We start from the raw sequence: 26,658 nt of genomic DNA, 5'->3' as shown, positions 1-26,658 counted from the left end.
TCAGCAGGCGGGGTGTCGGGGGCCTCGGCCCGGGGGCGGGGTGAGGGTGGAGGTGTAGGTCTCGCCGTCCACCAGCGGGGTGCCGGAGGTGAGCCCGGCGGCGGCCATCCGGTCGTACTCCGCGAGGATCAGTTCCTTGGTGCGGTAACGGCCGTACTCCTTCAGGTCGTTGTCGCGGGTGACGTTGAAGGTGTCCAGGATGTACGCGGTGTCATCGCGGGAGACGCCGTACAGGTGGAAGAAACAGGCGTCCAGTTCGGCCTTGAGCACCGCACGGCGGTCCGGGTCCCACCGGAAGGGGGCGCCGGTGTCGCCGAGATCGCGGGCGAAGCCGCTCAGGTCGGCGGCCGTGTAGGTGAGCTCGGTCAGGCGCGGTACGAGGAAGGGGGCGTGCCGGGCCAGGGTCGCGGGCGTGGGGACGGGGAGCTGGCGGACCACGAAGTAGCTCATGGAGGTGCCGCCGATCGACTGGCGGGCCGCGTAGTCCAGCACGAACGAGGACCACACGCCCGCCAGCAGGGCGGCCTGGTCGGCGAGGGCGAGCATGAACTTGTGGCCGAAGCCGTGGGCGGGCGCGACCGCGCAGATCATGGTGCGTTCGTTGCTCTTGTTGGTGATGTCCCGCCACCCCAGCACCCAGTCGCGCTTCCAGCCCCGCGCGGCCAGTCGCGCACGCACGCCCGCGGCCCGGACCTCCTCACCGTGACGGTCGAACTCACCGGTGGGAACGTCCTGTTCGGGCACCCAGTAGCGCGGCATGGGGCAGGCGGCCGCGTCCTGGTGGCGCTCCAGCGTGAGCCGCGGCAGCGTGCCCTTGTTCAACTGCTTGTCGGTGGCGCCCTCGTAGGTGGAGAAGCGGTGGTCGTAGTGGTGCAGCATCTTGGCCTCGTACAGCGGCAGCAGCCGCTCCTCGCCGCGGACCAGGACGTTGCCCTTCAGGTTCCACCCCTCCCCGAGGAGGTCGTCGAAGGTCTCGCCGCGCTGCGCGTCCGGACGGAAGACACCGGAGTCGTTCGCCATGTCGAACATGCGCAGGAAGGACACGCCCCACGGGTTGCCGTCCTCGCGCGACTCGTGCACGAACACCGGCACGCGGCGGTGGATGCCCAGCGTGATCTCGGCGTCCCGGCGGCTGCCGAACACGGGGCAGGTACCGGTGTTGGGGTTCATCCGCAGGATGTCGTCCGCCGTCAGCCGGTACCGGCGCCCGGCGATCTGTGCGGCCTGGCGCACCTTGAACACCAGCTGAGCCGGCTCGTTCATGTCCCCGGTGCCGCGCAGCGTGAGCAGGCAGAAGCGCAGCTGGTTGTGGACGCCGGGGAAGACCTTGTCCTCGTTCTCGAAGTCGTACAGGGCGGCGAGGCAGCCGCGTGTGACCAGGTCCTTGAAGAAGAACTGGGTGGTCGCGTCGGTGGCGATGCCGGTCGGCACGATGATCCCGGTGCGCCCGCGCGGACCGGTCAGGGCGCGGTCGGTCTCCGCGAAGACGGCGTACGTGTTGATGTCGCCGCGGCCGGTCAGCGGGTACCGGCCGCTGACGCGCAGGAAGTGGCTCTCGCCCTCCGCGCGGCGCTTGGCGGCCTCGAACTCCTCGGACAGCAGGCGCCCGTCGGGGTTCTCGCGCAGCGCGGCGATGGCCCGTTTGCGGGCGGCCGCGTTCTTCGCCCGGGCGATCTCGGGGCTGCGCTCGGCGAAGAACTCCTGCTCCTGCAGCTTCACCCGTTCCCACGGCGGGTTGCCCAGCACCGCGTCGAAGCCGCCCGCCCAGCCCGTCTCGGGCCGGACGCCGGCGCCGGACTCGGGCACCGGGAAGACCTCGGGGAACTCCAGGTGCCAGTGGAAGAAGCCGTACTCGTCGCGCAGCCGCAGGATCTCGGCGTGCGTGGCGTCCGGTACGGCGGCCTGGTCGCGTCCGCGCAGCGCCCGGAACACCTGGTCGGTGGGGGCCGCGGGGGCGTCCGGCCGCTTGGGCCAGACGAACGCGGCGCACCAGGCGTCGGCCGCGTGCAGGTCCTGGAGGTAGTCGGCGGACCCGGCGTAGGCGCGGTACGCGGACTCCTGGTGGCGGACGTCGGCGAGGGAGTCGGCGGGGGCGGCGGTGATCCGGGCCAGCTCGGCCGCGTAACGGCTGTTGCCGACGGCCGGGGCCGCGCCGAACAGCAGCTCGTCCTGGCCGGCGCGCTGGGCGCGGTTGCGCTTCTGGAGATCGCCCGCGGTCCGCTTGTCGTCGCCCTCGATGGGCTTGAACGCGTCCGTGGGGACGCCGTCGGCCAGCAGCTTCGGGGTCGCGCCGATCAGCCCGTTGCCGTGCTTGAGGTGGGCGTCGAGGAAGCCGAGCGGCTTGCCCGGCTCCAGCGCCTCCAGCCACAGCGAGACCTTCGCCAGCTCCACGGCCATGGGGTTGAGGTCCACGCCGTACACGCACCGGGCGACCACCTCGTGCAGGGCGTGGCGGACCGCCTCCGGCGTCGGCTCCGGGTTGCGTTCCCGGACCGCCGCGACCTGCTTGGCGATCCGGCGGGCCGCCGCCACCAGGAAGTGGCCGGAGCCGCACGCCGGGTCGCACACCTTCAGCGACAGCAGCTCGCGCACGATCGCCGCGGCCGGATCGGCCTCGCCCGCGCGGGCCGCCGTCTCCTCGCCGCGCCGTACCGCGTCCTGGACCACCGGGTCCAGCGCGGAGTCCAGCAGGCTTTCGATCAGCGACGCCGGGGTGTAGTAACTTCCCGTCGTCTTGCGGGTGTTGCCGGCGGCCCCGATCAGCTCGAAGCTCCGCTCCACCGCGCTGTGGGCCGGCTCCAGCTCCAGCAACGACTCGTAGACCGAGCCGAGTTCCTCCGCGCCCAGCTGCCGGTAGTCCACCGCCCGCCGGCGCCCGGTACCGACGTCGCGGACCTCGCACAGCTGGCGTACGGCGGTGAGCAGGGCCTGGTTGGCCAGCTTCAGGCCGCGCAGGGGGGCGTCCGCTTCGGTCTCGGTGAACAGGCCGCCCAGGCCCGGCAGGCCCAGCTCGGGGAGGCCCTCCTCCCGGCCGAGCGCCGTCAGGACGAGGCGCAGCCCGTCGTAGCGGTCGCCGTGCGCCGTGCCGCGCCGCCTGCGGGCGTGGGCGCGCAGCCGGGCCGACGAGAAGTACCGCTCGTACCGCTCCCGGGCGAGCGGAGCGGCGTCGGGCGCGAGCAGCGCGTCCCGGTCCTCGGCGATGAAGACGAACAGCAGCCGGTACACCAGCCGCAGCAGCGCCACCTGCAGTTCCCGGGGCCGGACGTGTTCGCGCAGCGCGCCGTTCTCCGGGTGCCGCAGGAAGCCCGTGCCCAGCACGGTGACCGCCTCCTGCACGCTGCGGCGCAGCTGGTCCAGCGCACGCGTGCCGCCGGCGACGGCCTCCGTCCGCCACTGCTCCAGCCGGCAGGCCGCCGGGGCCGCGCCCTCCGGCACCTCGAACCGGGACACGTGCAGCAGCCGGTACAGCAGCAGGAACTCGCTGAACAGCTCGCCGTCGAAGATCGCCGCCAGGTCGAACTCGACGTACGAGGCGGTGGCCAGGGCGCTGGAGTCGCGCAGCAGCCGCACCTGGCGGCCGTTGGTGAGGAGACCCCAGAGGTGGGCCTCGGAGCGGTTCAGGCACTCCTGGAGCATCGACTGCGGGGGGACCGTGCCCGCGCCGCCCGGCCGCCGGTCCAGCTCCGCCTGCCAGGCCGTCTGGTGGATCAGCGCGTGGTTCCAGCGGTGGGAGACCGGGAACCGCCTGCCCGGGTCGGAGTCGGCGGGGATGCCGGCCGGGCCGACCGGCAGGAGCCGGCCGAAGCCGAGCTCGCGCCAGAGCGGGGCCAGCCAGTCGGTGCCCGCGCGGCCGGTGGGGTCGGCGGCCGGCCGGCCGGTCTCCGGGTCCTCGGGAAGCCGCTCGCGCAGCTCCCGCCACAGCGGCTTGAGGTACTCCCAGCTGCGCTCGGCCTCGTCGCGCACGGAACGGGAGGAGGGCAGCCCGTAATCGGCGGGGCTCGTCCCGGGCAGGTCCCGGCCCTCGGCCGTCCGGAGCAGCAGGTCGGCCGGCAGCAGTCCGCCGACCGTGTGGACGGCGGTGAACACCTGGGTGCGGGCGGTGGCGGACATCTTCCTCTTCTCTCCTGCTGCGCCCATCGTTCCAGAGGGCCGTGGCAGACCGCCGCCACAGTACACGGGGTACGGGACAACAGGAAGGCTGCTCGTCTGTTGACGATGTCAACGTAGGGCGATCGGTGATCATGAACGCCGCTTACTAATGTGCAAGTGCGCGTACGTATAGCGTGAAGGCGGCGACCGCCGCCGACCTCGACCAGGCCAGATCCGTCATGCTGGACACCGTCTACCGGGACTTCGGCACCGGGTACGTCCCCCGGTGGCACGCCGACATCGTGGACCCCGCCGGCGCCTACCTCACGCCCGCCCGGCACACGCTGCTCGTGGCCGTCGACGGGGGCGGGCAGGTCGTCGGCACCGGCGCCCTCGACGCCCGGGGGCCGCAGTGCCCGCCCAGCCCGCGGTGGCTGGCCGAGCGGTACCCGTCCGGGGAGACCGCGCAACTGCGCCGGGTCTATGTGCGCCCCGAACACCGGCGCCGCGGAATCGCGCGCGAACTGGCGGCACGTATCCTGGAGTTCGCCGCGGCGGACGGCGGATACCGGTCCGTGTACCTGCACACCGACCCGGCCGTGCCCGGCGCCGAGCCGTTCTGGCGGTCGCTCGGCGCGGTCGTGCACGACGAGCGGCGGGACGCCGGTGGCGGCCGTCCCCGCTGCTCCGGCTGCTGATCCTCACCCCCATTGCCTTCGACACCGGCTTCTTCACCCGTGCTGTCGTGACGGCACGACCGGGGACCGGTGTGCGGAAGGGCCCGGACCGGCAGCCGGTCCAGGCCCTTTCCCCGCGGCTTCCCCGCGGTCCCCGCCCCGCTCCCGTCGCTCAGCGCGCCGCCAGTTCCAGCAGCTGCGGCTGCTCGACCGGCGCCTCCACCGGCGTCCGCGCGTTGCGCCACAGCCACGCGACGTCCCGGCCGAAGGACCACACCAGGGAGCCCAGCGCCAGCAGCACGACGGCGAGGTCGACCGGGCGGGGCAGCAGCTCCGCGCCGGCGACGAGCAGGCAGACGCCCTGGATCGCGGCGACGGTCTTGCGGGCGAAGGACGGCGGCAGCGGGGCGGTCAGCCAGGGCGCGACACGGGCCGCGGCGACGAACGCGTACCGCATGCCCCCGATCAGCAGGACCCACGGCCCGAGCCGCGTCGACACGTACACGCTGAGCACCAGGATCAGGAAGGCGTCGACCTCCATGTCGAACCGCGCGCCGAGCGCGGACGAGGTGCCGGTGCGCCGGGCCACCTTGCCGTCCACGCCGTCCAGCAGCAGCGCCACCGCGGTCAGGGCGACCAGCAGCGTCACCGGCGGCGCGCTCTCGAAGGAGTCGGCGACCAGCGCGGTCACCCCGCCCACCAGGGTGGCCCGCCCCAGCGTGACCCGGTTGGCGGGTCCGAAGGAGCGCAGCCGGGAGCGGTGCACGGCCCGGGAGAGGACCGCCCAGGTGGCGAACGCGAAGACCAGCCCCGTCAGCCAGCCGGCCGGCCCCAGGCCGATCGCCGAACCGAGCAGAGCCAGCAGCAGGAGCTGCACGCCCGCTCCCACGGCGGTCTCCTGCTGGAGCCTCGCGTCATACGTGTTGTTCAGGGCCACCGCACATCCTCCGGCCGAGTGACAGAGTCGATCACGCCGCGTACTGTGCGCGGCCTGTGCACAACTCGGTACGTGAACAACTTCCCGATCGTTCAGGAGGATGCCGATGAACCCTTCGGCCCGCGCGTTCTGGCTGCGCTCGCCCGGCCACGGCGAGCTGCGCGACGTCACCCTCACGGAGCCCGGCGAGGACGAGGTCCTGGTGCGCGCCCTGTACTCAGGGGTGAGCCGGGGCACGGAGACGCTCGTCTTCCGCGGCGGGGTGCCGGAGAGCCAACACGCCGCGATGCGGGCACCGTTCCAGGAGGGCGACTTCCCCGGCCCGGTGAAGTACGGCTACCTCAGCGTCGGCGTGGTCGAGCGTGGCCCGGCCGCGCTGATCGGCCGTACCGTCTTCTGCCTGTACCCGCACCAGAGCCGTTACGTCGTCCCGGTGAGCGCCGTCACCGCGGTGCCCGAGCGGGTGCCCGCCGAACGGGCCGTGCTCGCCGGGACCGTCGAGACCGCCGTCAACGCCCTGTGGGACGCGGCACCGCTGGCCGGCGACCGGATCGCGGTGGTCGGCGGCGGCATGATCGGATGCGCGGTCGCCGCACTGCTCTCCCGCTTCCCCGGTGTCCGCCTCCAACTGGTCGACGCCGACCCGGACCGCGCCGGGACCGCCGAGGCACTGGGTGTCGACTTCGCCGCCCCCGCCGACGCCCTCGGCGACTGCGACCTCGTCGTGCACGCCAGCGCCACCGAGGCCGGACTCGCCCGGGCCCTGCAACTCCTCGCCCCGGAGGGCACCGTCGTGGAGCTGAGCTGGTACGGCGACCGGAACGTGACCCTGCCGCTCGGCGAGGCCTTCCACTCCCGGCGGCTCACCGTGCGCAGCAGCCAGGTCGGCACCGTCTCCCCGGCCGCCCGGCCCGGCCGCACCTACGCCGACCGGATGGCGCTCGCCCTCGACCTGCTCGCCGATCCGGCGCTGGACGCGCTCATCACCGGGGAGAGCGCATTCGAGGAACTCCCGGACGTGCTGCCCAGGCTGGCCTCCGGCGAGATCCCCGCCCTGTGCCACCGGGTCCGGTACACGCAGACCGCCTGACCTGAGAAAAGAGTGAGGGACGGCTGAACACGGGGAAGCGAAGAGCCGTACTACACGGCATCCCCCGGCGGGCAAGGGCGGGGGACCAGACGCGCCGCACCTGGAGGGTCGTCCGTTGTTCAGCATCACCGTCCGCGATCACATCATGATCGCCCACAGCTTCCGCGGCGAGGTCTTCGGACCCGCGCAGCGCCTGCACGGCGCCACGTTCCTCGTGGACGCCACCTTCCGCCGCGAGCAGCTGGACGAGGACAACATCGTGGTCGACATCGGCCTGGCCACGCAGGAACTGCGCACCATCACCGCGGAGCTGAACTACCGCAACCTCGACGACGACCCCGACTTCCAGGGCGTCAACACCTCCACCGAGTTCCTGGCCAAGGTCATCGCCGACCGGCTCGCCGAGCGGATCGCCAAGGGCGGCCTGGGCGAGGGCGCCAAGGGCCTCGCCGGGATCACCGTCACGCTCCACGAGTCGCACATCGCCTGGGCGAGTTACGAGCGTGGGCTGTGACCGACCTGACCGTGGAGCGGGGCCGCCTCACCTACGTGCCCGCGCAGCCCACCGCCGCCGACACCGCCGGAATCATCCCCATGTCCCTGCGCACCGTGCACTTCGTGATGCCGGGCGGCGTGGACGACCCGGCCGCGCCCAGCGGCGGCAACGCCTACGACCGGCGGGTCTGCCTGGATCTGCCCGGCTTCGGCTGGCAGGTCACCCGGCACGCCGTACCCGGCGGCTGGCCGCGCCCGGACGCCACCGCCCGCGACGCGCTCGCCCGCACACTGCGGGACCTCCCGGACGACACGGTGGTCCTCCTCGACGGGCTCGTCGCCTGCGGGGTGCCGGAGACCGTCGTCCCCGAGGCACAGCGCCTGCGCCTCGCCGTCCTCGTCCACCTCCCCCTCGGCGACGAGACCGGCCTGGACCCGGCCGTCGCCGCCGACCTGGACGGCCGCGAGCGTGCGGTGCTGCGGGCGGCGGGCGCGGTCGTCGCCACCAGCGACTGGGCGGTCCGCCGGCTCGTCTCCCACCACGGCCTCGCCCCCGGCCGGGTGCACGTCGCCGCGCCCGGCGCCGACATCGCGCCCCTCGCCCCCGGCACCGACGGCGTCTCCCGGCTGCTGTGCGTGGCCGCCGTGACCCCGCGCAAGGGCCAGCACCGGCTGGTGGAGGCGCTCGCGACCGTCCGGGACCTGCCGTGGACCTGCGAGTGCGTCGGCGGCCTCGCCCACGACCCGGCGTACGTCGCCCACCTGCGGGAGCTCATCGCCCGGTACGGCCTCGCCGACCGCCTGCACCTGACCGGCCCGCGCTCCGGAGCCGCACTCGACGCCTCCTACGCCGCGGCCGACCTGATGGTCCTCACCTCCTACGCCGAGACCTACGGCATGGCGGTCACCGAGGCCCTCGCCCGCGGCATCCCGGTCATCGCCACCGACGTCGGCGGTCTGCCGGAGGCGGTCGGCCGTGCACCGGACGGCGGGGTGCCCGGCATCCTCGTCCCGCCGGAGGACCCCGCCGCGCTCGCCGCCGAACTGCGCGGCTGGTTCGGCGAACCCGACGTACGCCGCCGCCTCAAGGCCGCGGCCCGCGGCCGGCGGGCCGCGCTCGACGGCTGGGCGACCACCGCCCGCAGTCTCGCGGGAGTCCTCGGACGGCTCCCGGAACCACCGAGGAGGGCGGCATGAGCGGCGTGCGGGAAGAAGAGGCGGTGCCGGTCCGGTCCGGCTCGCAGGGGCTGATCCCGGCTCAGCCGGGGCCCGGCGCGGGGGAGTCCCGCCGAACGGAGGAGCCGGCTGTGGACACAGAGGGTGCGGAGCTTCTCGGCGGGACGCCCGCCGCCGCCCCCGTCATCGCCGGCGCCGGGCCCGCGGCCCGCCCCGGCGAGCGGGCCACCGTACGGCTGCGGGACGGTGACCCGGAGGACGCGCCGCGGTACGCGCCCGAGTGGCTCCAACTGCGGGAAGACGCCGACGCGGCGGCCCGCGCGCCGGAACTGCTCGACCCCCTGCGGATCCGGCTCGCCAACCTGCCGGGCCGGCCGGGCGGACTCGTCGTGCACGACCTCGGCTGCGGCACCGGTTCCATGGGCCGTTGGCTGGCGTCCCGCCTGGACGGCGCCCAGCACTGGGTGCTGCACGACCGCGACCCCTACCTGCTGCACTTCGCCGCCGTGGCCTCCCCGCGCTCCGCCGCCGACGGCAGCCGTGTCACGGTCGAGACCCGGCGCGGTGACGTCGGCCGGCTCACCCCGGACGCGCTGTCCGGGGCCGCACTGGTGACCGCGTCCGCACTGCTCGACGTCCTCACCCGGGAGGAGATCGAGGCCCTGGCGGACGCCTGCACCGGCGCCGGCTGCCCGGCCCTGCTCACCCTCTCCGTCGCGGGGCGCGTCGAACTCGCCCCGGGCGACCCGCTGGACGCCGAGATCGCCGAGGCGTTCAACGCCCACCAGCGGCGCTCCGGGCTGCTCGGCCCGGACGCGGTCACCGTGGCCTGCGAGGCGTTCGCGGAGCGGGGGGCGACGGTCCATGTGCGTCCGAGTCCGTGGCGCCTCGGTCCGGCGGAGGCCGCGCTGACCGAGCAGTGGCTGCGGGGCTGGGTGGGCGCGGCCGTCGAGCAGCGCCCGGAGCTGCGCGACCGGGCCGAGCGGTACCTGCGCGACCGGCTCGCCGCCTGCGCGGCCGGCACGCTGCGGGTCACCGTCCACCACAGCGACCTGCTGGCCCTGCCCCGACCGACGGGCGGAGCGGCATGAGCACGAGGGCGGCCCCGCGCACCGACACCGTGACGGCCGCCTGCCCGGCACCCGCGCCGGCGCCCCGCGCGGCACCACCCCGGGGCGCCGCTCCCCGCCGCCCCGACTCCCGCGCCCTGCGCGCCCACGTCGGCACCGCCGTCGGCGTCGTCATCCTCGGAGCCCTGATGTGGCGGCTCGGCACCGGGCCGCTGCTGGACGGGCTGCGGCGGATCGACACCGCCGCGGTGCTGGCCGCCGCGGGGATCGGCGCGGTCACCACCCTGTGCAGCGCGTGGCGCTGGCAGTTGGTGGCGCGGGGCCTGGGGCTGAGGCTGCCGCTGGGTCCCGCCGTCGCCGACTACTACCGGGCGCTGTTCCTGAACGCGGCCCTGCCGGGCGGGATCCTGGGCGATGTGCACCGGGCGGTCCGGCACGGGCAGAGCGCCGGTGACGTGCGGCGCGGGGTGAAGGCGGTGGTCCTGGAGCGGGTCGCGGGACAGATCGCGCTGGCCGCGGCGGGCGGGGTGCTGCTGCTGACCCTGCCGTCGCCGGTGCGCGCCGAGGTCCGCGGCTTCGCCCCGCTGGTCGCCCTGGCGGTCGTCGGTGCGCTCGCCGTCGTCCTCGCCGTCCGCATGAACCGCCCGCGGGACCACGGGCGCGGCGGTGCCGTGCGCCGGACGCTCGGCGAGGCCCGTGCGGGTCTCGTGTCCTCCGGGAGCGGGCCGGGCGTCGCGCTGTCCTCCGCGATCGTGCTGGCCGGCCACCTGGCCACGTTCGTCGTGGCGGCCCGGGTCGCCGGCTCGGCCTCCCCGGCCGTGGTGCTGCTGCCGCTCGCGGTGCTCGCCCTGCTGGCCATGGGCCTGCCGCTGAACGTCGGCGGCTTCGGGCCCCGCGAGGGCGTCACCGCCTGGGCGTTCGGCGCGGCGGGGCTCGGCGCGGACCGTGGCGTCGCGGTCGCCGTCGTCTACGGGGTCCTGAGCTTCGTGGCGAGCCTGCCGGGCGCCGCCGTGCTGCTCCGGCGCTGGTACTCGACCGTACGCACCGGCGGCACCACCACCGCGAGCCCCGGCCTTGCCCCCGGTGACCGCCGGTCGCCCGGTGACCGCCCGCCGGCCGGGGCCGCCCCCACGGGTCCCGGCCGGCAGGCGGTCGTACCGGGCTACTCCGACTCGGCGGCCCGGGTCAGCAGGGCGAGATACGGCGCGAAGGATTCCGTCAGGTGCGCCAGCAGTTCCTTTCCCTTTTCCGCCGAACCCAGGGAAGGACGGCCGATGACGCCCGATTCGGTATAGGCGGACATTCCCAGGGTGAGCAGATGACGACGGTCGTCGGCGGTGAAATCGGCGGACTCGTGACCAGGGCGGACGAATTCGGGGTGAGCGTGCAGAAGAATCGAGGTCTCGATTTCTCCCGCGTGCATGTCGGTGAGCAGCGAGGTGACCACCCCGGCCCGTTCGCGCGCCGCCTCCCAGTCCTCGGCGGCCGGGAACAGCGCCATCCGCTCACCGCGCGCGGAGGCCTCCTGGACGACGTTGCCCAGCACGTAGTTGCCGCCGTGCCCGTTGACCACGACCAGCGCCTCCACGCCGGAACGGCGCAGCGACGCCGCGATGTCCGAGACCACCGCGTGCAGGGTGACGGCGGAGATGCTGACGGTCCCCGGCCAGGCCGCGTGCTCGTGCGAGCAGGAGACCGTCAGCGGAGGAAGGAGGTGCACCGGGTACGCGGCGGCCAGCTCCCGCGCCACGGCGCAGGCCACCAGTGTGTCGGTGACCAGCGGAAGATACGGACCGTGCTGCTCGAAGCTCCCGACGGGAAGGACGGCGACCTGTGCTGACACGCCCGCCCCCCGGGTCCGTACGTCCTCGGTGGTGTCCGCCGGCAGTACGCCGCCCACCGCCCCGTACGCCGCCCGCGTGCCCGAACCACTCATCTTTCCACGGCCTTTCGTCTCTGTTGAGGAATCAGATCATGACAGAAAACACCGGCTCGAACCTCGGCGTTCTCGGCAAGAAGTCCCCGCGGCGTTCGGGTGCGGAACGCGTAGTGAATGCACCGCTGCCCACCGTGTACGGCAAATTCCAGGCGGTCGGTTACCTGGACCACGACCGCGGTGACGAGCAAGTGGCCCTGGTGTACGGCGAGATCGGCTCCGAGAACGTATTGGTCCGGCTGCACTCGGAGTGCCTGACCGGAGACGCGTTCGGCTCCCGGCACTGCGAGTGCGGTGACCAGCTGGAGGCCGCGATGCGCGCCGTGGTCGCCGAAGGCAGCGGCATTGTCGTCTACTTGAGAGGGCACGAGGGCCGCGGCATCGGGCTGCTCGCCAAGCTGCGCGCGATGGCGCTGCAGGCGGAGGGCCTGGACACGGTGGAGGCGAACCTCGCCCTGGGCCTGCCGGTCGACGCCCGCGACTACGGGGTGGCCGCCGAGATCCTCCGCGACCTCGGGGTGCGCTCGGTGCGTCTGATGTCCAACAACCCGCGCAAGCGGGAGGCGCTGGTCCGGCACGGCGTCCAGGTCGCCGAGCAGGTGCCGCTGCTGATCGAGCCGTGCGAGAGCAACATCACGTACCTGCGGACCAAGCGCGAACGGATGGACCACCACCTGCCGCACCTGGACGCCGTCGCCCACGGCTCCTGAACACCCGGTCACCGGTTCGGCGGGCGCGGTTCCGGAAAGGATCAGGCGACAGGCGCGCGGCGGGTGAAGGAGGCGGCGGATGAACCTTCGGGCCGAGGTGGTCATCGTCGGCGGCGGGGTGATGGGCACGAGCATCGCCTGGCACCTGGCGCGCGCCGGAGTACGGGACGTCGTCCTCGTCGAACGCGACGAACTCGCCGCCGGCTCGACCTCCAAGGCGGCCGGCGGTGTGCGGGCCCAGTTCTCCGACGAGCTGAACATCCGGCTCGGCGCCCGCAGCCTGGAGGCGTTCGCCCGCTTCGAGGAGGAGGTCGGGCAGGACATCGGGCTGCACCGGACCGGCTACCTGTTCCTGCTCTCCACACCGGAACAGGTGGCCTCCTTCGAGGCGGGCGTCCGGCTGCAGAACTCCCTCGGCGTGCCCAGCCGCCTCGTCACCCCCGAGGAGGCCCGCCGGCTCTCCCCGCTGATCCGCACCGACGGCCTGCTGGCCGCCGCGTACTCTCCGGACGACGGCCACTGCACCCCCGAGGCCGTCGTCCACGGCTACGCGCGTGCCGCCCGCGCCCACGGCGTCCGCATCCTGCGCCACACCGAGGTCACCGGCATCGAACGGCACGGCGACACCATCACCGCGGTCGGCACGACCCTCGGCCGGATCGGGACGGGCACGGTGATCTGCGCGGCCGGCGCCTGGTCCCGGGCGGTCGGCGCGATGGCGGGCGTGGACCTGCCGGTACGGCCGCTGCGCCGGCAGATCGCCGTCACCGGACCGGTGCCGGGCCTGCCGCCCGAGCTGCCCATGACCATCGACTTCACCACCAGCCTCTACTTCCACCGCGAGGGCCCCGGCCTGCTGCTCGGCATGTCCGACCCGGACGAGCGGCCGGGCTTCGCCACCGACACCCACGACCGCTGGATCCCGCGGCTCGCCGAGGCGATGGGGCGGCGCGCCCCCGCCCTGCTGGCGCTGCGCCGCACCGGCGGCTGGGCCGGCCTGTACGAGAACACCCCCGACCACAACGCGCTGATCGGCGAGGCGACTTCCGTCTCCCGTTTCCTGTACGCGACCGGCTTCTCCGGGCACGGCTTCCTCCAGGGGCCCGCCGTCGGCGAGGTGATCCGCGACCTGTACCTCGGCCGCGTACCCTTCCTGGACATCAGCCCGCTGAGCGCCGGCCGGTTCGCGGCCGACGCCCCGCGTCCGGAGGCCAACCTGGTATGACCGAGCTGCACCTGTGGCTGCGCCACGAGCCCCGTACGACCGAACGGCGCACGCCGGTCGTGCCCGCCGACGCCCGCCGGCTGGTCGAGGACGGGGTGACACTGACCGTCGAGGAGTCCCCGCAGCGGATCTTCCCCCTGGAGGAGTACGAGGCGGCCGGCTGCCGCCGTGCCCCGGCGGGCTCCTGGGTCACGGCACCCCGGGACGCCGTGATCCTCGGCCTGAAGGAACTCCCGGACGAACCGGCCGCGTTGCCCCACCGGCACATCTTCTTCGGGCACGCCTACAAGCGGCAGCCGGGTGCCGCCGGGCTGCTGCGCCGGTTCGCGGCCGGCGGCGGGGCGCTGCTGGACCTGGAGTACCTGGTGGACGAGGCCGGCCGCCGGCTGGCCGCCTTCGGTTTCTGGGCGGGCTATCTGGGCGCCGCCCTCGCCGTGCTCCGGCACCGGGGCCGGCTGGGGGCCCCGCTCACGCCCACGACGAAGGACGACCTGGACGCCGTACTGCGGACCGAGGCCGGGGACACGGAGTTCACCGCGCTGGTCGTCGGCGCCCTCGGCCGCAGCGGGCGGGGCGCCTCGGCCGCGTTCCGCACCGCGGGCGCCGAGCCGACCCGCTGGGACCTCGCGGAGACCCGCGACCTGGACCGGGAGGCCCTGCTCGGGCACGACGTGATGGTCAACGCGGTCCTCGCCACCAGCCCGGTCCCGCCGTTCCTGCGCGAGGAGGACCTGGACTCCCCGGACCGCCGGCTGCGCACCCTGTGCGACGTCACCTGTGACGTCGGCTCCCCGTTCAACGTCCTGCCGGTCTACGACCGTACGACGGACTGGACCGAGCCCGTGCGCCGGCTGCGCGAGGAGCCCCCGCTGGACCTGATCGCCATCGACAACCTGCCGTCCCTGCTGCCCCGGGAGTCCAGCACCGACTTCTCGGCGGCCCTGCTGCCGCAGCTGCTCGTCTTCGGCCCGGGCGGCGCCTGGGGCCGCTGTCTCGACCGGTTCCACCAGGCCTGCCGTGAACTCGGCATCGAGCAAGGGGAGTTGCCGTCATGAGCGACCGTGTCCCGGCGAGCGGAACCGTCCACTGGGCCGGTGCCGGACTGTCCACCGGCAGCGGGCTCGCCGCCCTGTGCCGTACGGCCGGCCGGGTGCTGCTGTGGCACCGCACCGAGGAGCGCGCGGCCGGGGCGCTGGCCGGCCTGGGCCTGACGGGCCACGCCGAGCCCCGCGCCCTCGCCCCGGGCGCCCTCGCCGCCGCGCTGGAACCCGGGGACGTCGTCGTGTCGATGCTGCCCGCGCCGGAGCACGCCGGGCTGCTCGCCGCGTGCGTGCGGGCCGGGGCGCACTTCGCCTGTTCCAGCTATGTGTCCCCGGAGGTGCTGGCGCGGGTGCCGGCAGCGCTGGAGGCGGGCGTGGTCGTGCTCGCCGAGGCCGGCCTGGACCCGGGCATCGACCACCTCTTCGCGCACAGCCTCGTCGGCCGGGCCCGGGCGCGGATCGGCGAGCACACCCCGGCCGCCTACCGGCTCACCTCCTACTGCGGCGGCGTCCCGGCCGAGCCGGACGACTTCCGCTACCGCTTCAGCTGGGCCCCGCTCGGCGTGCTGAACGCCCTGCGCTCGCCCGCGCGCTACCTGCGGGACGGCACCGAGACCACCGCCGAGCGTCCCTGGGAGGCGACCCGGCCGCTGGTCCTGGACGGCGAGACGTTCGAGGCGTACCCCAACCGCGACAGCATCCCCTTCATCGGCCAGTACGGGCTGCCCGACGCCTGGACCCCGCGCACCTTCGTACGGGGCACCCTGCGGCTGGACGGCTGGCTGAAGGCCTGGCAGCCGGTCTTCGAGGAGCTGACGGCGGGCGACGACGAGCGGATCGCCGCGCTGGCCCGGGAACTGGCGGCGGCCCACCCGACCACGCAGGCCGACCGCGACCGGGTGGTGCTCTCCGTCGCCCTGGAGGTCGACACCGGCGAGGGCCGCCCCTGGACCGGCGCCTACCTGCTGGACCTGACCGGAGACGCCGAGGAGTCCGCGATGGCCCGCTGCGTCTCCCGCCCCCTCGCCCTCGGCGTCCGCCACATCCTGGACGGCAGTCTGCCGGCCGGGCTGCACCGGGCGGCGGGGAGCGCACAGCGCGCGGACCGCTGGCTAGGCGAACTCGCCGACGAGGGCATGGAGTTCACGCTGGCCCTTCGGCAGTAGCCGGCCGGGCGGGCCGGTCCGCCACCGCCGCGTGCACCAGCCGCCGCAGCTCGGGGAAGACCTTCAGCCTCTTCGGGCGCACCTGGGTCATGAACTGCACGGTCAGGTCGTGGGCCGGGTCGACCCAGAACGCGGTGGTGGCCACCCCGGTCCAGCCGTAGGTGCCGGGGTGGGAGGGGGCCAGGGTACGCGCGGGGTCGACGACGACGGAGACGTTGAAGCCGAAGCCGAGGCCGTCCATGGCCGGTTCCCGGTGGGCCGGGGCGCCGAAGGAGCGGATGGTGGCCCCGCCCGGCAGCTGGTTCCGGGTCATCAGCGCGTGGGTCTCCGGCGCCAGCAGGCGTACGCCGTCCAGCTCGCCGCCCCGGCGCAGCAGCTCCATGAACCGGTGGACGTCGTGGGCGGAGGAGACCAGGCCGCCGCTGCCGGAGAGGAACCGCGGCCGGCCGCGCACCGGAAGCCCCGGCACCGGCTCGATCCCGCCCTCGTCCGTCTCGCCGTACAACTCGGCCAGCCGGGACGCCTGTCCGGGCGTGATGTGGAAGCCGGTGTCGGTCATGCCGAGCGGGCCGAGGATCCGCTCGGCGAAGAACGCGTCCAGGGGCTGCCCGGAGACCACCTCGATCACCCGGCCCAGCACGTTGGAGGCGACCGAGTAGTTCCACTGGGTGCCCGGGTCGAACTGCAACGGCATGCGAGCGTACGTGTCGACCGTCTCCGCGAGGTCCTTGCCCGGCGGCACCGAGTACTCCAGGCCCGCCTCGCGGTAGAGCGCGTCCACGGGGTGGCAGTGGTAGAAGCCGAAGGTCAGGCCCGCGGTGTGGGTGAGCAGATGCCGGATCAGGATCGGGCCGGCCGCCGGGCGGGTGCGTACGCCGGCGCCCTCACCGCCGTCGTACACCCGGGGGCGGGCGAAGGCGGGCAGATGGCGGTCGAGCGGGTCGTCCAGGGACAGTCGGCCCTCCTCCACGAGCAGCAGCACCGCCACCGCGGTGACCGGCTTGGTCATCGAGTAGATCCGCCACAGCGTGTCCGTCCCGACCGGCAGCCCGGCCGCCACGTCCCGCAGCCCGTACGTGGTCAGGTGCGCGACCCGGCCGCCGCGGGCCACGGACACCAGGTAGCCCGGAAGCCGGCCCGCGTCGACGTGCTCGGCGAAGCGCCGGTCCAGCCGGTCCAGCGCCTCGGCGTCCAGCCCGGCCTCCGCCGGTTCCACGTCCTGTCGCAGCTGTGTCATCGCTCTCCTCCGGTCCCGTCGCCCCCGGCTGCCGCGCCGGTCCGCTCCCGGATCTCATCGTCGCGCAGGACCACCGGCCCGGGCGGGCTCATCCGGGGTGTGTGTGATCGACACGACGCCGGCCCGGCGGGAGGCGGGGCGTCGGTTGCCGTGTGCCGTGGGAGTGATGCGTGGCCGGTGCGCACGCCGGGTCCTACCGCCCGGCGGGCTCGGCCGCGCGGACGGGTTCGTCGGGGGTGTGGGGGAACGGCGCGGCGTCCGCCCGTCCCGGCAGCGCGCGGCTCGCGGGCACGGCGAGGGCCGCCACGGCCGCGAGGGTGAGCAGGGCGGGCCCGGTGCCCATGGCCAGCAGCGCGGTCGCCCCGGCCACGCCGACGGCCGGCCCGACGTTCAGCGCGGTCTGCTGCAGGCCGCCCGCTACCCCGGCCACCGTCACCTCCGCCCGCCGTACGATCACCTGGGTGGCCGCCACCATCACCGTGCCGAAACCGGCGCCCAGCAGCGCGAACCCGCAGCCCAGACCGGGTGCCGAGGCGGACCCGGCGAGGACGAGCACACCGAGCGCGAGCGCCGCCGTCGCCCCCGCCGTCGTCACCCGGGCACCGCACCGGCGCAGCAGCGCGGGGCACAGCGCCGCCGACGCCACCATGAGCACCGCGAGCGGCAGGCTGCGCAGGGCGCTGTGGAACGGGTCGAGGCCGAGGCGGCGCTGGAGGACGTACGTGGCGACGAACAGCGTGCCGAACAGGGACGCGGAGACGGCGACCAGGATGCCGAGCGCGGCCCCGACCGCACGCGAGCCGATCACCTCGGGCGGCAGCAGCGGGCTCGCCGCGCGCCGCTCCTGCCGGGCGAGCAGCGCCGCCGCCACCACGGACACGGCGAGGCCCGCGGCGGAGACGGGCCGGGCCGTGACCGCGTACACCAGGCCGGCCAGCGCCACCGCGAGCCAGACGGCACCCGGCAGGTCCAGCGGGGCGCGCCGGCCGGGCACCGGATGGGTCCCGGGACGCCACAGGGCCGGCAGGCCGAAGGCGAGAGCGGGGAGCACGTTGACGAAGAAGACCGCCCGCCAGCCGAACCCGGTCACCAGCGCCCCGCCCACGAGCGGACCCGCGGCCGCCGCCAGCCCGATCGCGACGGTCCGCACGGCCAGGGGAGAGGCGAGCCGGTCCGGCGGGTACGCGGCCCGCAGCATGCCCAGCGTGGCGGGCTGCAACAGGGCCCCGAACACACCCTGCACCGCCCGCAGCCCGATCACCCAGCCCACCGCGGGAGCCAGCCCGATCCCGACCGAGGCGGCACCGAAGCCCAGCATGCCGAGCCCGAACACCCGCCGCTGGCCGTACCGGTCACCGAGCCGCCCCGCGAACACCAGCAGGCTCGCCACCGCGACGAGATAGGCGGTACTCGTCCACTGCACCTCGGCGAACGACGCGTGCATGTCCCGTTGCAGGCTGGGCTGCGCGACCGTGAGGGCCGTACCGTCCAGCGCGACGACCACCGCACCCGCCACGCTGCTCGCCAGCGTCCAGGGCCGGTTCACCGGTCGCCGCCCGGGCCGCCCAGGTGCGCGGTCAGGACGGCGTCGAGCAGCGGACCGAAGTCCTCATCACCCAGGGCGAGTTGCAGGCTGCGCCAGCGCCACAGCTGGGCCGTTCCGTGCAGGTTCGCCCACAGGGCGGCCGCCACCCGCCGGGCGTCGGCACCGGGATCCGCCGCGCCGATCAGCTCCGTGAGCAGGGAGAACAGCGGAAGGCTCGTGTCCCTCAGCCCCAGGTGCCCGCTCTCCAGCAGATCGTGACGGAACATCAGCTCGTACATGCCGGGCTGCTCCAGCGCGAACTCCACGTACGTCCGCGCCAGCGCGGCCACCTGGGCGCGGGGACCACCCGTCTCACGCTCCAGCGCCGCGTGCGCCCGCCCGCCCAGCTCGGTGAAGCCCCGCCGGGCGATGGCGGAGAGCAGTTCCAGGTGGGTGGGGAAGTAGCGGCGCGGTGCCCCGTGCGAGACGCCCGCGCGCCGGGCGATCTCCCGCAGGGTCAGCGCCTGTACGCCCTCCGCGGCCAGCAGTTCCACGCCCGCGTCGACCAGGCGGGCCCGCAGGCCCGCGTCGGAATCAGTCATAGACACTGTCTACCAGGGTGCCGTAGACAGTGTCTACTGCCGTCTGTCGGGGAATACGGGGAACTCCGCCGTGAGTTGACGGGGATATGACGACTCAGGACTTCCCGCAGGACGCGCTGCTCGGCCTGCTCTCCGAAGGCCACGCCGGCGTGCTCGTCACCCTCCGGCGCGACGGCCGCCCCCAGCTGTCCAACGTCAGCCACGCGTACTGCCCCGACGAGCGGACCATCCGGATCTCGGTCACGGACGACCGTGCCAAGACCCGCAACCTGCGCCGGGACCCGCGTGCCTCGTACCACGTCACCAGCGAGGACCGCTGGGCGTACACCGTCGCCGAGGGCACCGCCGAGCTGACCCCGGTCGCCGCCGACCCGCACGACGACACCGTGGAGGAGCTGGTCCGGCTCTACCGGGACGTGCTCGGCGAGCACCCGGACTGGGACGACTACCGGGCCGCGATGGTCCGCGACCGCCGCCTGGTGGTGCGGCTGCACGTCGAACGGGCGTACGGCATCCCGCGGAAGGGCTGACCCGGAGGGGCGGAGGTCCGAAGGGCCGAGGGCTGAGAGGCGGGCCGCGGCGGCGTCCCGCTCACGGCGCCTCGGCGGTCCGCGCCTCGATCGCCCGCAGGACGGCCACCATGTCCTCGCCGCCGTGGCCCCGCGCCACCGTCTCCTCGAACAGGGCGTGGCACACGTCGAGCAGCGGCGAGGCGAGGTGGGCCTTGCGGGCCGCCTCGGTGATCAGCCGGTTGTTCTTCAGCACATCCAGCGCCGCCGCCTGCACCGCGAAGTCACCCTCCCGCAGCTTCGGCGCCTTCATCCGGGACACCGCGCTGGCCATCGGGCCCGCGTCCAGGACGTCCAGGAAGAGCCGGCGGTCCAGACCCTGCCGCTCGGCGAAGTGGAACGCCTCGGTCAGCCCGGTCACCTGGGTGATCAGGAAGATGTTCACCGCCAGCTTCATCAGCAGCGCGCCGGGCGCCGCACCGCACACGAACACCTCACGGCACATCGGTGCGAGCAGCGGCCGTACGGCGGCCACGGCCGCCTCCTCCCCGGCGAGCATGGCCACCAGCTGCCCCTGCTCCGCCGGGACCCGCGACCCGGAGACGGGGGCCTCGACGTACCGGCCGCCGGCGGCGCGGACGTCGGCCTCCAGGGCGTGGGAGTACTCCGGGGAGGTCGTGCCCATGTGCACCACGGTCCGGCCCGCGACCCGCGCGGCCAGGCCGGGCGTGCCCCGGCCGAGCACCGCGTCCACCGCCGCCTCGTCGGCGAGCATGAGCAGTACCACCTCCGCCCGTGCGAACACCTCACCGGGGTCCGCGGCCACCTCGGCGCCCACCGCGCGCAGCGGCTCGGCGCGCTCCGGGGTCCGGTTCCAGACCACCAGGGGGGTGCCGGCGGACGCCAGGCGCAGGGCCATGGGCCGGCCCATCACTCCGAGACCGATGAATCCGACGTGCATGGCAGGCCGCCCTCCGCGCCACGGATGACTATGACACCGGTCATAGTAGCCGCTGCTATGACGGTGGTCATAGAGTGGCGGCGGAGGAACGGAGGTCGGCAGATGACCGAGGCGCGGCGCGGACCGCGGGAGCGGATGGTGTTCAGCGCGGCCCAGCTCATCCGGCGGAACGGGGTCACCGCGACGGGCATGCGTGAGGTCGCCGCGCACGCGGACGCACCGCGCGGCTCCCTCCAGCACTACTTCCCGGGCGGCAAGGAGCAGCTGGTCAACGAGGCGGTGGAGTGGGCCGGCCGGTACGCCGGACGGCGCGTCGCCCGCTTCCTGGCGGGGCTGGAACCCCCCACGCCGAGCGGCCTGTTCGCGGCGATGGCCGCCCAGTGGACCGACGAGTACGCGGCGGACGGCTTCACGGCCGGGTGCCCGGTCGCCGCCGCCACGGTCGACTGCGCCACCGGCGACTCCACCCGGGAAGCGGCGGCCGTCGCGTTCACGACCTGGCGGGCCCCGGTCGCCGAGGCGCTGACGGGCATGGGCGTCCCCGCGGACCGCGCCGACTCCCTGGCCACCCTCATGATCAGCACCCTGGAGGGCGCGATCCTGATGGCGCGCGCGGAACGGGACGTACGGCCGCTCACCACGGCGGTACGGGAACTCGGCCCGCTGCTGGACGCCGCCGTACGCCCCTGAAGACCGGGAACAGCTCGTACGGGGAACCCGTCAGCCGGCGGTCCGCTCGGCCGTCAGGTAGGCGATCACCATGTCCCCGAGCATGGTCCGGTAGTGCTCGCGCCGGGCCGGGTCCACCAGGTCCCGGCCGAACAGGGCGCCGAAGGTGTGCCGGTTGGCGACCCGGAAGAAGCAGAACGAGCTGATCACCGCGTGCAGGTCGACCGCGTCCACGTCGGCCGTGAACAGCCCCGACTCCCGCCCCGCGGCGAGGATGCGGCGGATCACGTCCAGCGCCGGGGAGCCGATCCGGCCGAGCTTCTCGGAGGCCGCGATGTGCTCGGCGCCGTGGATGTTCTCGATGCCGACCAGCCGGATGAAGTCCGGGTGCCGCTCGTGGTGGTCGAAGGTCAGCTCGGCCAGCCGCCGGATCGCGGCCACCGGGTCCAGGTGGTCTACGTCCAGCTCCTGCTCGGCGGCCCGGATCACGCCGTAGGCCCGCTCCAGCACGGCCGTGAACAGCTGCTCCTTGCCGCCGAAGTAGTAGTAGATCATCCGCTTCGTGGTGCGGGTACGGGCGGCGATCTCGTCGACCCGGGCGCCGTCGTAGCCGGCCCGGGCGAACTCCTGGGTGGCCACGTCGAGGATCTCGGCCTTGGTGCGGGCGGCGTCACGCACCCGCCCGCCGGGTCGTACCGGTTCCTCGACGCTGGTCATCGCTGTCCTTCGGGCCCGTGAGGCGCCGGGGCGGCGCGCTCGTTCGCGTGCCGGTGATTGTAGAAGCAGAGCACCGGCGCACGTCCCGTGCTCACTGGCGGCTGACCGTGCGGGTGACGCCCGCGATCACCGTCGTGGCCAGGATCCAGCCGGTGAGGACGAGAATGTAGGCGAGGGCCTGGTAGCCGCCGCTCGGTGCGAACGCGTCCTCCTGCCCGAAGGAGATCACCGGCAGCAGCAGGTCGAGCGTGTAGAACACCGGGTGGAACGGCGGCGCCTCGCCCGCCTTCAGCGGCTGCGGACGGTGCAGCGCGAACGCGACGGACCCGATCGCCAGCAGCGACAGCAGCCACCCGGCGGCCCGCATCGGCCGGAAGCCGTAGCCGACCGTGACGTCCTGCACCAGGCCCCACAGCCGGCCGTACCACGGGAGCGTGTTCCGGTGCCGGCGCTGCTTGGCGAGCTGCACCAGCCGGGCCGCGTGGTCGTCGCCGACCCGGCGGTAGGCGGCCGTCAACTGCTCGTAGGCGTGCGGGACATAGCCGTCGCGCTGGCGCTCCAGCATGGGCAGCCGCCGCTCGGCCGGCTCGTGCGGGACGAGCGAGGTGTACGTCAGGTCGCCGATCAGCACCTCCTGGGGCAGCGAGTCCGGCTCCAGGAACAGCACGTCCAGCTGGGCGCGGCGCAGGTTGAGCGTGCCCTCCATGGGCGCCGCCTTGCGCAGCCACAGTTCGCCGACGGCCGTACTGCTGGCCTGCAGCGCCGAACCGCCGGGATGGGACAGGAGGGCGTACGACAGGTCGAGCCGGCCGGTGATCCGGGCCCCGCGCAGGCCGATCCAGCCGTGCACCTCGGCGTGCCGGAGCAGCATGTCGCCCCCGACGGTGCACGTCTGCGCGTCGAGCGCGGCTTCCCCGGGATTGCCGAGCCGTGCGTCGCCGAGGTTGAGCGACCCGGCGACGGTCGCGCCGTTGAGCCGTATCTGCCCCTCGGCGCGCAGGCCCGGCGCCGACAGGTCGGCCCCGACGGAGGCCTGGTTGAGCTGGAGCACCGGCACCTCGGTGCCGGGCGCGGCCACCTGGGCGCTCTCCATGTAGAGGCTGCCGGCGATGCGGGCTCCGCCCAGCCGCACGGTGCCGGTGAACCGGGTCCGGGTCATGCGCAGGACGCCGTCGATGTGCGTGGCGTGGGCGACCAGCCCGGGCAGGACGGACTCGCTGAGGTTGAGTTCGCGCAGCCGGGCGGCGTAGCACCGCGGGGCCTCGTCGAAGTGGCAGTGCCGCAGCCGGACCGCATGGTCGGTCGTCGCGTGCTGCAGGTCGAGCCGGCCGGTGATCCGGGCGCCCGCCACACTGAGCGACGGTATCTCCCCGTCCTGCCGAGGCCCGTCGAGCAGCAGCGCCCGCAACACCCCGGCACGCAGGCTCCGTTCGGCGCCCCAGTCGCCCCCGTCCGCGGGATCCTCGTCGGGTGACTCCCGGAAGTCCACGGTCTCCCCGCGCGGAAACGCCCGCCACACCCGTGCCTCGGCCGCCGTCAGCTGGTTGATCTCCACCAGCGGGACTCTCACCCGAGAGGGAAGCGGCTGTCAATCCGGGACGCGGCCGTCAACCGGCCGTCCCTCCCGCCGCGTTGACGCGTGTGCCCCCGGCCCGCCGGGGCGGCGGGCCGGGGGCACACGGGGGTGAGGTGTTACGGCCGGACGTTCCACTCCGCGATCACCGGGCGGTCGTGTTCCGTCGACAGCCGGCTGACCGTGCCGGTGGCCAGCTGGAACAGCCGGCCCTCGGCGGGCGGCAGGCCCAGCCGACGGGCGGTGAGCACGCGCAGGAAGTGGGCGTGGGCGACGAGGACCACGTCGCCGGCGTCCTCGGCGAGGGCCGCGTCGACCCGTGCCAGGACCCGGTCGGCGCGGGCGCCGACCTCCTCCGGTGACTCACCCGGGTGTCCCTCGGGGCCGGGCGGCACCCCGTCGGTCCACAGGTCCCAGCCGGGCCGGGTGCGGTGGATCCGGGCGGTGGTGACGCCCTCGTAGCCGCCGTAGTCCCACTCGTGCAGGTCGGGGTCGGGTACGACCCCGGGTATGCCCGCCAGTTCGGCGGTGCGCAGCGCGCGGCTCAGCGGGCTGGCCAGCGCGCGGGCGTAGGTCCGGCCGGTGAGGAGCGGGGCGAGGGACTTGGCCTGTTCCTCACCGAACTCCGTGAGGGGCAGGTCGGTCCAGCTCGTGTGCTGTCCCGACCGGCTCCACTCCGTCTCACCGTGGCGGACCAGCAGCAGGTCCCCCACGGCGGGTCAGTCCTTCTTCTCGACCGCGTGGCCGCCGAACTGGTTGCGCAGCGCGGCGATCATCTTCATCTGCGGGGAGTCGTCCTGGCGGGAGGCGAACCGCGCGAAGAGCGACGCGGTGATCGCCGGGAGCGGGACGGCGTTGTCGATGGCCGCCTCCACGGTCCAGCGGCCCTCACCGGAGTCCTCCGCGTAGCCGCGCAGCTTGTCCAGGTGCTCGTCGTCGTCCAGGGCGTTGACCGCGAGGTCGAGCAGCCAGGAGCGGATGACGGTGCCCTCCTGCCAGGAGCGGAAGACCTCGCGGACGTTGTCCACCGACTTGACCTTCTCCAGCAGTTCCCAGCCCTCGGCGTAGGCCTGCATCATGGCGTACTCGATGCCGTTGTGGACCATCTTGGAGAAGTGCCCGGCGCCGACCCGGCCCGCGTGGACGTAGCCGTACGGGCCCTCCGGCTTGAGCGCGTCGAAGATCGGCTTGACCCGCTGCACGTGCTCCTTGTCGCCGCCGACCATGAGCGCGTAGCCGTTCTGCAGCCCCCACACACCGCCGGAGACACCGGCGTCCACGAAGCCGATGCCCTTCACGCCGAGTTCCGCGGCGTGCTTCTCGTCGTCCGTCCAGCGGGAGTTGCCGCCGTCGACCACCGTGTCGCCCTCGGACAGCAGGTCCTTGAGCTCGTCGATGACGCCCTGGGTGGCCGTGCCGGCCGGGACCATCACCCACACCGTGCGGGGGGCGTCCAGCTTCTCGACCAGTTCGGCCAGGCTCTTGACGTCGGAGACCTCCGGGTTGCGGTCGTAGCCGATGACGGTGTGGCCGGCGCGGCGGACGCGCTCGCGCATGTTGCCGCCCATCTTGCCGAGACCGATGAGACCGAGCTGCATGATCAGTTCTCCGATGCGTTCTTGAGAGTGCGGTAAGCGGCGACGAGGGCCGTGGTGGACGGGTCGAGACCGGGCACGTCGGCGCCCTCGGTGAGCGCGGGCTCGACGCGCTTGGCGAGCACCTTGCCCAGCTCCACGCCCCACTGGTCGAAGGAGTCGATGTTCCACACCGCGCCCTGGACGAACACCTTGTGCTCGTAGAGGGCGATGAGCTGGCCGAGCACCGACGGGGTCAGTTCGGGGGCGAGGATCGTGGTGGTGGGGTGGTCGCCGCGGAAGGTGCGGTGCGCGACCTGCTCCTCGGCCACGCCCTCCGCGCGTACCTCCTCGGCGGTCTTGCCGAAGGCGAGCGCCTGGGTCTGGGCGAAGAAGTTGGCCATCAACAGGTCGTGCTGGGCCTTCAGTTCCTCGCTCAGCTCGCCGACCGGGCGGGCGAAGCCGATGAAGTCCGCCGGAATCAGCTTGGTGCCCTGGTGGATCAACTGGTAGTAGGCGTGCTGGCCGTTGGTGCCCGGGGTGCCCCAGACGACCGGGCCGGTCTGCCACTCCACCGGCCGGCCGTCCCGCTGCACCGACTTGCCGTTGGACTCCATGTCCAGCTGCTGGAGGTAGGCGGTGAACTTCGACAGGTAGTGCGAGTACGGCAGCACCGCGTGGGTCTGGGCGTCGTGGAAGTTGTCGTACCAGATGCCCAGCAGGCCCAGCAGCAGCGGCGCGTTGGCCTCGGCGGGCGCGGTGCGGAAATGGTCGTCGACGATCCGGAAACCGTCGAGCATCTCGCGGAAGCGGTCCGGGCCGATGGCGATCATCAGGGACAGGCCGATCGCGGAGTCGTACGAGTACCGCCCGCCGACCCAGTCCCAGAACTCGAACATGTTGTCCGGGTCGATGCCGAACTCGGTGACCTTCTCCGCGTTCGTGGACAGCGCCACGAAGTGCTTGGCCACGGCCTTGTCGTCGCTGTCGAAGGCCTTCAGCAGCCACGAGCGGGCCGAGGTCGCGTTGGTGATCGTCTCGATCGTGGTGAACGTCTTGGACGCCACGATGAACAGCGTCTCGGCCGGGTCCAGATCCCGGATCGCCTCGTGGAGGTCGGCGCCGTCCACGTTCGAGACGAACCGGAGCGTCAACTCCCGTGCGGTGTACGGGCGCAGCGCCTCGTAGGCCATCGCGGGTCCGAGGTCGGAACCGCCGATGCCGATGTTGACGACGTTGCGGATCCGCCTGCCGGTGTGGCCGGTCCACTCGCCGGAGCGGACGCGCTCGGCGAAGCCGCTCATCTTGTCGAGCACGGCGTGCACCTTCGGCACCACGTTCTCGCCGTCGACCTCGACCACCGCGTCCCGGGAGGCGCGCAGTGCGGTGTGCAGCACGGCCCGGTTCTCGGTGACGTTGATCCGCTCCCCGCGGAACATGGCGTCCCGCAGCGCGAACACGCCGGTGGCGGTGGCGAGTTCCTGGAGCAGGGCCAGGGTCTCGTCGGTGATCAGCTGCTTGCTGTAGTCGATGTGCAGGTCGCCGACCCGCACGACGTACCGCTCGGCGCGGCCGGGGTCCGCGGCGAACAGCTCCCGCAGACGCGGCTGGTCCTGGGCGCGGTGGTCGGCGAGGGCCGTCCACTCGGGCCGCTGGGTGAGCTTCGGGTAGTCGGCCATC

General features: G+C 73.9%; 23 protein-coding genes and 1 pseudogene. 12 read left to right on the top strand and 12 right to left on the bottom strand.

The window, feature by feature from the left end; all coding sequences use genetic code 11:
• Positions 1–4,110 carry an Eco57I restriction-modification methylase domain-containing protein gene (locus ACZ7N4_RS13160; protein WP_471357406.1) on the bottom strand — a complete coding sequence of 1,370 codons (4,110 nt, stop codon included), beginning with the start codon at positions 4,108–4,110 and terminating at the stop codon, positions 1–3.
• A 218-nt stretch (positions 4,111–4,328) separates the two neighbouring features.
• Here ACZ7N4_RS13160 and ACZ7N4_RS13155 point away from each other — a divergent pair, with 218 nt between their 5' ends.
• Entirely contained in the window at positions 4,329–4,787 is a 459-nt protein-coding gene (locus ACZ7N4_RS13155) for a GNAT family N-acetyltransferase (RefSeq protein WP_471357986.1), read from the top strand.
• Positions 4,788–4,938: 151 nt separating this feature from the next.
• Here ACZ7N4_RS13155 and ACZ7N4_RS13150 read toward each other — a convergent pair whose 3' ends face one another.
• Positions 4,939–5,703: a CDP-alcohol phosphatidyltransferase family protein gene (locus tag ACZ7N4_RS13150; protein ID WP_471357404.1), complete on the bottom strand. Its 765-nt coding sequence runs from the start codon at positions 5,701–5,703 to the stop codon at positions 4,939–4,941.
• 106 nt (positions 5,704–5,809) lie between these two features.
• Here ACZ7N4_RS13150 and ACZ7N4_RS13145 point away from each other — a divergent pair, with 106 nt between their 5' ends.
• From ACZ7N4_RS13145 to ACZ7N4_RS13125, 5 genes and pseudogenes are all read left to right on the top strand, one after another.
• The gene (locus ACZ7N4_RS13145) at positions 5,810–6,793 is read left to right on the top strand and encodes a zinc-dependent alcohol dehydrogenase (protein ID WP_471357401.1); all 984 of its coding nucleotides are present in this window, start codon (positions 5,810–5,812) and stop codon (positions 6,791–6,793) included.
• A 115-nt stretch (positions 6,794–6,908) separates the two neighbouring features.
• Positions 6,909–7,307, top strand: coding sequence for a 6-pyruvoyl trahydropterin synthase family protein (locus ACZ7N4_RS13140; RefSeq protein ID WP_471357399.1), 399 nt, complete (start codon positions 6,909–6,911; stop codon positions 7,305–7,307).
• On the top strand, positions 7,304–8,485 hold the full coding sequence (locus tag ACZ7N4_RS13135; protein ID WP_471357396.1) for a glycosyltransferase family 4 protein: 1,182 nt from the start codon (positions 7,304–7,306) through the stop codon (positions 8,483–8,485). The genes ACZ7N4_RS13140 and ACZ7N4_RS13135 overlap by 4 nt, the downstream gene beginning before the upstream one ends.
• The gene (locus ACZ7N4_RS13130) at positions 8,482–9,555 is read left to right on the top strand and encodes a class I SAM-dependent methyltransferase (RefSeq protein WP_471357394.1); all 1,074 of its coding nucleotides are present in this window, start codon (positions 8,482–8,484) and stop codon (positions 9,553–9,555) included. Before ACZ7N4_RS13135 ends, ACZ7N4_RS13130 begins: the two co-directional genes overlap by 4 nt.
• Positions 9,552–10,526 (top strand): annotated as a pseudogene (locus ACZ7N4_RS13125) (lysylphosphatidylglycerol synthase transmembrane domain-containing protein); the annotation flags it as partial. The gene ACZ7N4_RS13130 and the pseudogene ACZ7N4_RS13125, both read left to right, overlap by 4 nt.
• Before the next feature lie 170 nt (positions 10,527–10,696).
• Here the strand turns inward: ACZ7N4_RS13125 and ACZ7N4_RS13120 are convergent.
• Positions 10,697–11,470 carry a creatininase family protein gene (locus ACZ7N4_RS13120; RefSeq protein ID WP_471357392.1) on the bottom strand — a complete coding sequence of 258 codons (774 nt, stop codon included), beginning with the start codon at positions 11,468–11,470 and terminating at the stop codon, positions 10,697–10,699.
• Between the two features lie 38 nt (positions 11,471–11,508).
• Here ACZ7N4_RS13120 and ribA point away from each other — a divergent pair, with 38 nt between their 5' ends.
• From ribA to ACZ7N4_RS13100, 4 genes are all read left to right on the top strand, one after another.
• Positions 11,509–12,180: a GTP cyclohydrolase II gene (gene ribA / locus ACZ7N4_RS13115; RefSeq protein WP_467922926.1), complete on the top strand. Its 672-nt coding sequence runs from the start codon at positions 11,509–11,511 to the stop codon at positions 12,178–12,180.
• A 79-nt stretch (positions 12,181–12,259) separates the two neighbouring features.
• Positions 12,260–13,405 carry an NAD(P)/FAD-dependent oxidoreductase gene (locus ACZ7N4_RS13110; RefSeq protein ID WP_471357388.1) on the top strand — a complete coding sequence of 382 codons (1,146 nt, stop codon included), beginning with the start codon at positions 12,260–12,262 and terminating at the stop codon, positions 13,403–13,405.
• Positions 13,402–14,460: a saccharopine dehydrogenase gene (locus tag ACZ7N4_RS13105; RefSeq protein WP_471357386.1), complete on the top strand. Its 1,059-nt coding sequence runs from the start codon at positions 13,402–13,404 to the stop codon at positions 14,458–14,460. Before ACZ7N4_RS13110 ends, ACZ7N4_RS13105 begins: the two co-directional genes overlap by 4 nt.
• A complete protein-coding gene (locus tag ACZ7N4_RS13100; RefSeq protein ID WP_471357383.1) occupies positions 14,457–15,611 on the top strand; it encodes a saccharopine dehydrogenase C-terminal domain-containing protein in 1,155 nt (384 codons plus the stop codon). The genes ACZ7N4_RS13105 and ACZ7N4_RS13100 overlap by 4 nt, the downstream gene beginning before the upstream one ends.
• On the opposite strand, the gene ACZ7N4_RS13095 is transcribed toward ACZ7N4_RS13100, so the two are convergent.
• The 3 genes from ACZ7N4_RS13095 to ACZ7N4_RS13085 all read right to left on the bottom strand — a co-directional run bounded on the left by ACZ7N4_RS13095 (position 15,589) and on the right by ACZ7N4_RS13085 (position 18,975).
• Positions 15,589–16,848 (bottom strand): serine hydrolase domain-containing protein, encoded by a 1,260-nt coding sequence (locus tag ACZ7N4_RS13095; protein WP_471357380.1) that lies wholly within the window; start codon positions 16,846–16,848, stop codon positions 15,589–15,591. The genes ACZ7N4_RS13100 and ACZ7N4_RS13095 overlap by 23 nt on opposite strands.
• A 193-nt stretch (positions 16,849–17,041) precedes the next feature.
• On the bottom strand, positions 17,042–18,394 hold the full coding sequence (locus tag ACZ7N4_RS13090; protein WP_471357378.1) for an MFS transporter: 1,353 nt from the start codon (positions 18,392–18,394) through the stop codon (positions 17,042–17,044).
• Positions 18,391–18,975: a TetR/AcrR family transcriptional regulator gene (locus tag ACZ7N4_RS13085; RefSeq protein ID WP_471357376.1), complete on the bottom strand. Its 585-nt coding sequence runs from the start codon at positions 18,973–18,975 to the stop codon at positions 18,391–18,393. The genes ACZ7N4_RS13090 and ACZ7N4_RS13085 overlap by 4 nt, the downstream gene beginning before the upstream one ends.
• An 86-nt stretch (positions 18,976–19,061) precedes the next feature.
• On the opposite strand from ACZ7N4_RS13085, the gene ACZ7N4_RS13080 reads away from it, so the two are divergent.
• The gene (locus ACZ7N4_RS13080; protein ID WP_471357373.1) at positions 19,062–19,505 is read left to right on the top strand and encodes a PPOX class F420-dependent oxidoreductase; all 444 of its coding nucleotides are present in this window, start codon (positions 19,062–19,064) and stop codon (positions 19,503–19,505) included.
• A 61-nt stretch (positions 19,506–19,566) separates the two neighbouring features.
• On the opposite strand, the gene ACZ7N4_RS13075 is transcribed toward ACZ7N4_RS13080, so the two are convergent.
• Positions 19,567–20,445, bottom strand: coding sequence for an NAD(P)-dependent oxidoreductase (locus tag ACZ7N4_RS13075; RefSeq protein WP_471357369.1), 879 nt, complete (start codon positions 20,443–20,445; stop codon positions 19,567–19,569).
• A 102-nt stretch (positions 20,446–20,547) separates the two neighbouring features.
• Here ACZ7N4_RS13075 and ACZ7N4_RS13070 point away from each other — a divergent pair, with 102 nt between their 5' ends.
• A complete protein-coding gene (locus tag ACZ7N4_RS13070; RefSeq protein WP_471357367.1) occupies positions 20,548–21,135 on the top strand; it encodes a TetR/AcrR family transcriptional regulator in 588 nt (195 codons plus the stop codon).
• A 30-nt stretch (positions 21,136–21,165) separates the two neighbouring features.
• On the opposite strand, the gene ACZ7N4_RS13065 is transcribed toward ACZ7N4_RS13070, so the two are convergent.
• The 5 genes from ACZ7N4_RS13065 to pgi all read right to left on the bottom strand — a co-directional run bounded on the left by ACZ7N4_RS13065 (position 21,166) and on the right by pgi (position 26,657).
• Positions 21,166–21,831: a TetR/AcrR family transcriptional regulator gene (locus ACZ7N4_RS13065; RefSeq protein WP_471357364.1), complete on the bottom strand. Its 666-nt coding sequence runs from the start codon at positions 21,829–21,831 to the stop codon at positions 21,166–21,168.
• Between the two features lie 91 nt (positions 21,832–21,922).
• The gene (locus tag ACZ7N4_RS13060) at positions 21,923–23,386 is read right to left on the bottom strand and encodes a membrane-associated oxidoreductase (RefSeq protein WP_471357363.1); all 1,464 of its coding nucleotides are present in this window, start codon (positions 23,384–23,386) and stop codon (positions 21,923–21,925) included.
• A 137-nt stretch (positions 23,387–23,523) separates the two neighbouring features.
• The gene (locus tag ACZ7N4_RS13055; RefSeq protein WP_471357360.1) at positions 23,524–24,117 is read right to left on the bottom strand and encodes a histidine phosphatase family protein; all 594 of its coding nucleotides are present in this window, start codon (positions 24,115–24,117) and stop codon (positions 23,524–23,526) included.
• Between the two features lie 6 nt (positions 24,118–24,123).
• Entirely contained in the window at positions 24,124–25,002 is an 879-nt protein-coding gene (gene gnd / locus ACZ7N4_RS13050) for a phosphogluconate dehydrogenase (NAD(+)-dependent, decarboxylating) (RefSeq protein ID WP_471357357.1), read from the bottom strand.
• A gap of 2 nt (positions 25,003–25,004) precedes the next feature.
• Positions 25,005–26,657 carry a glucose-6-phosphate isomerase gene (gene pgi, locus ACZ7N4_RS13045; RefSeq protein WP_471357355.1) on the bottom strand — a complete coding sequence of 551 codons (1,653 nt, stop codon included), beginning with the start codon at positions 26,655–26,657 and terminating at the stop codon, positions 25,005–25,007.
• Position 26,658: the final 1 nt, after the last annotated feature.

It is taken from the genome of Streptomyces sp. NPDC107654 (assembly GCF_055639035.1).
The sequence above is the reverse complement of the archived record's forward strand: the minus strand, read 5'-3'. Positions and strand labels throughout refer to the sequence as shown.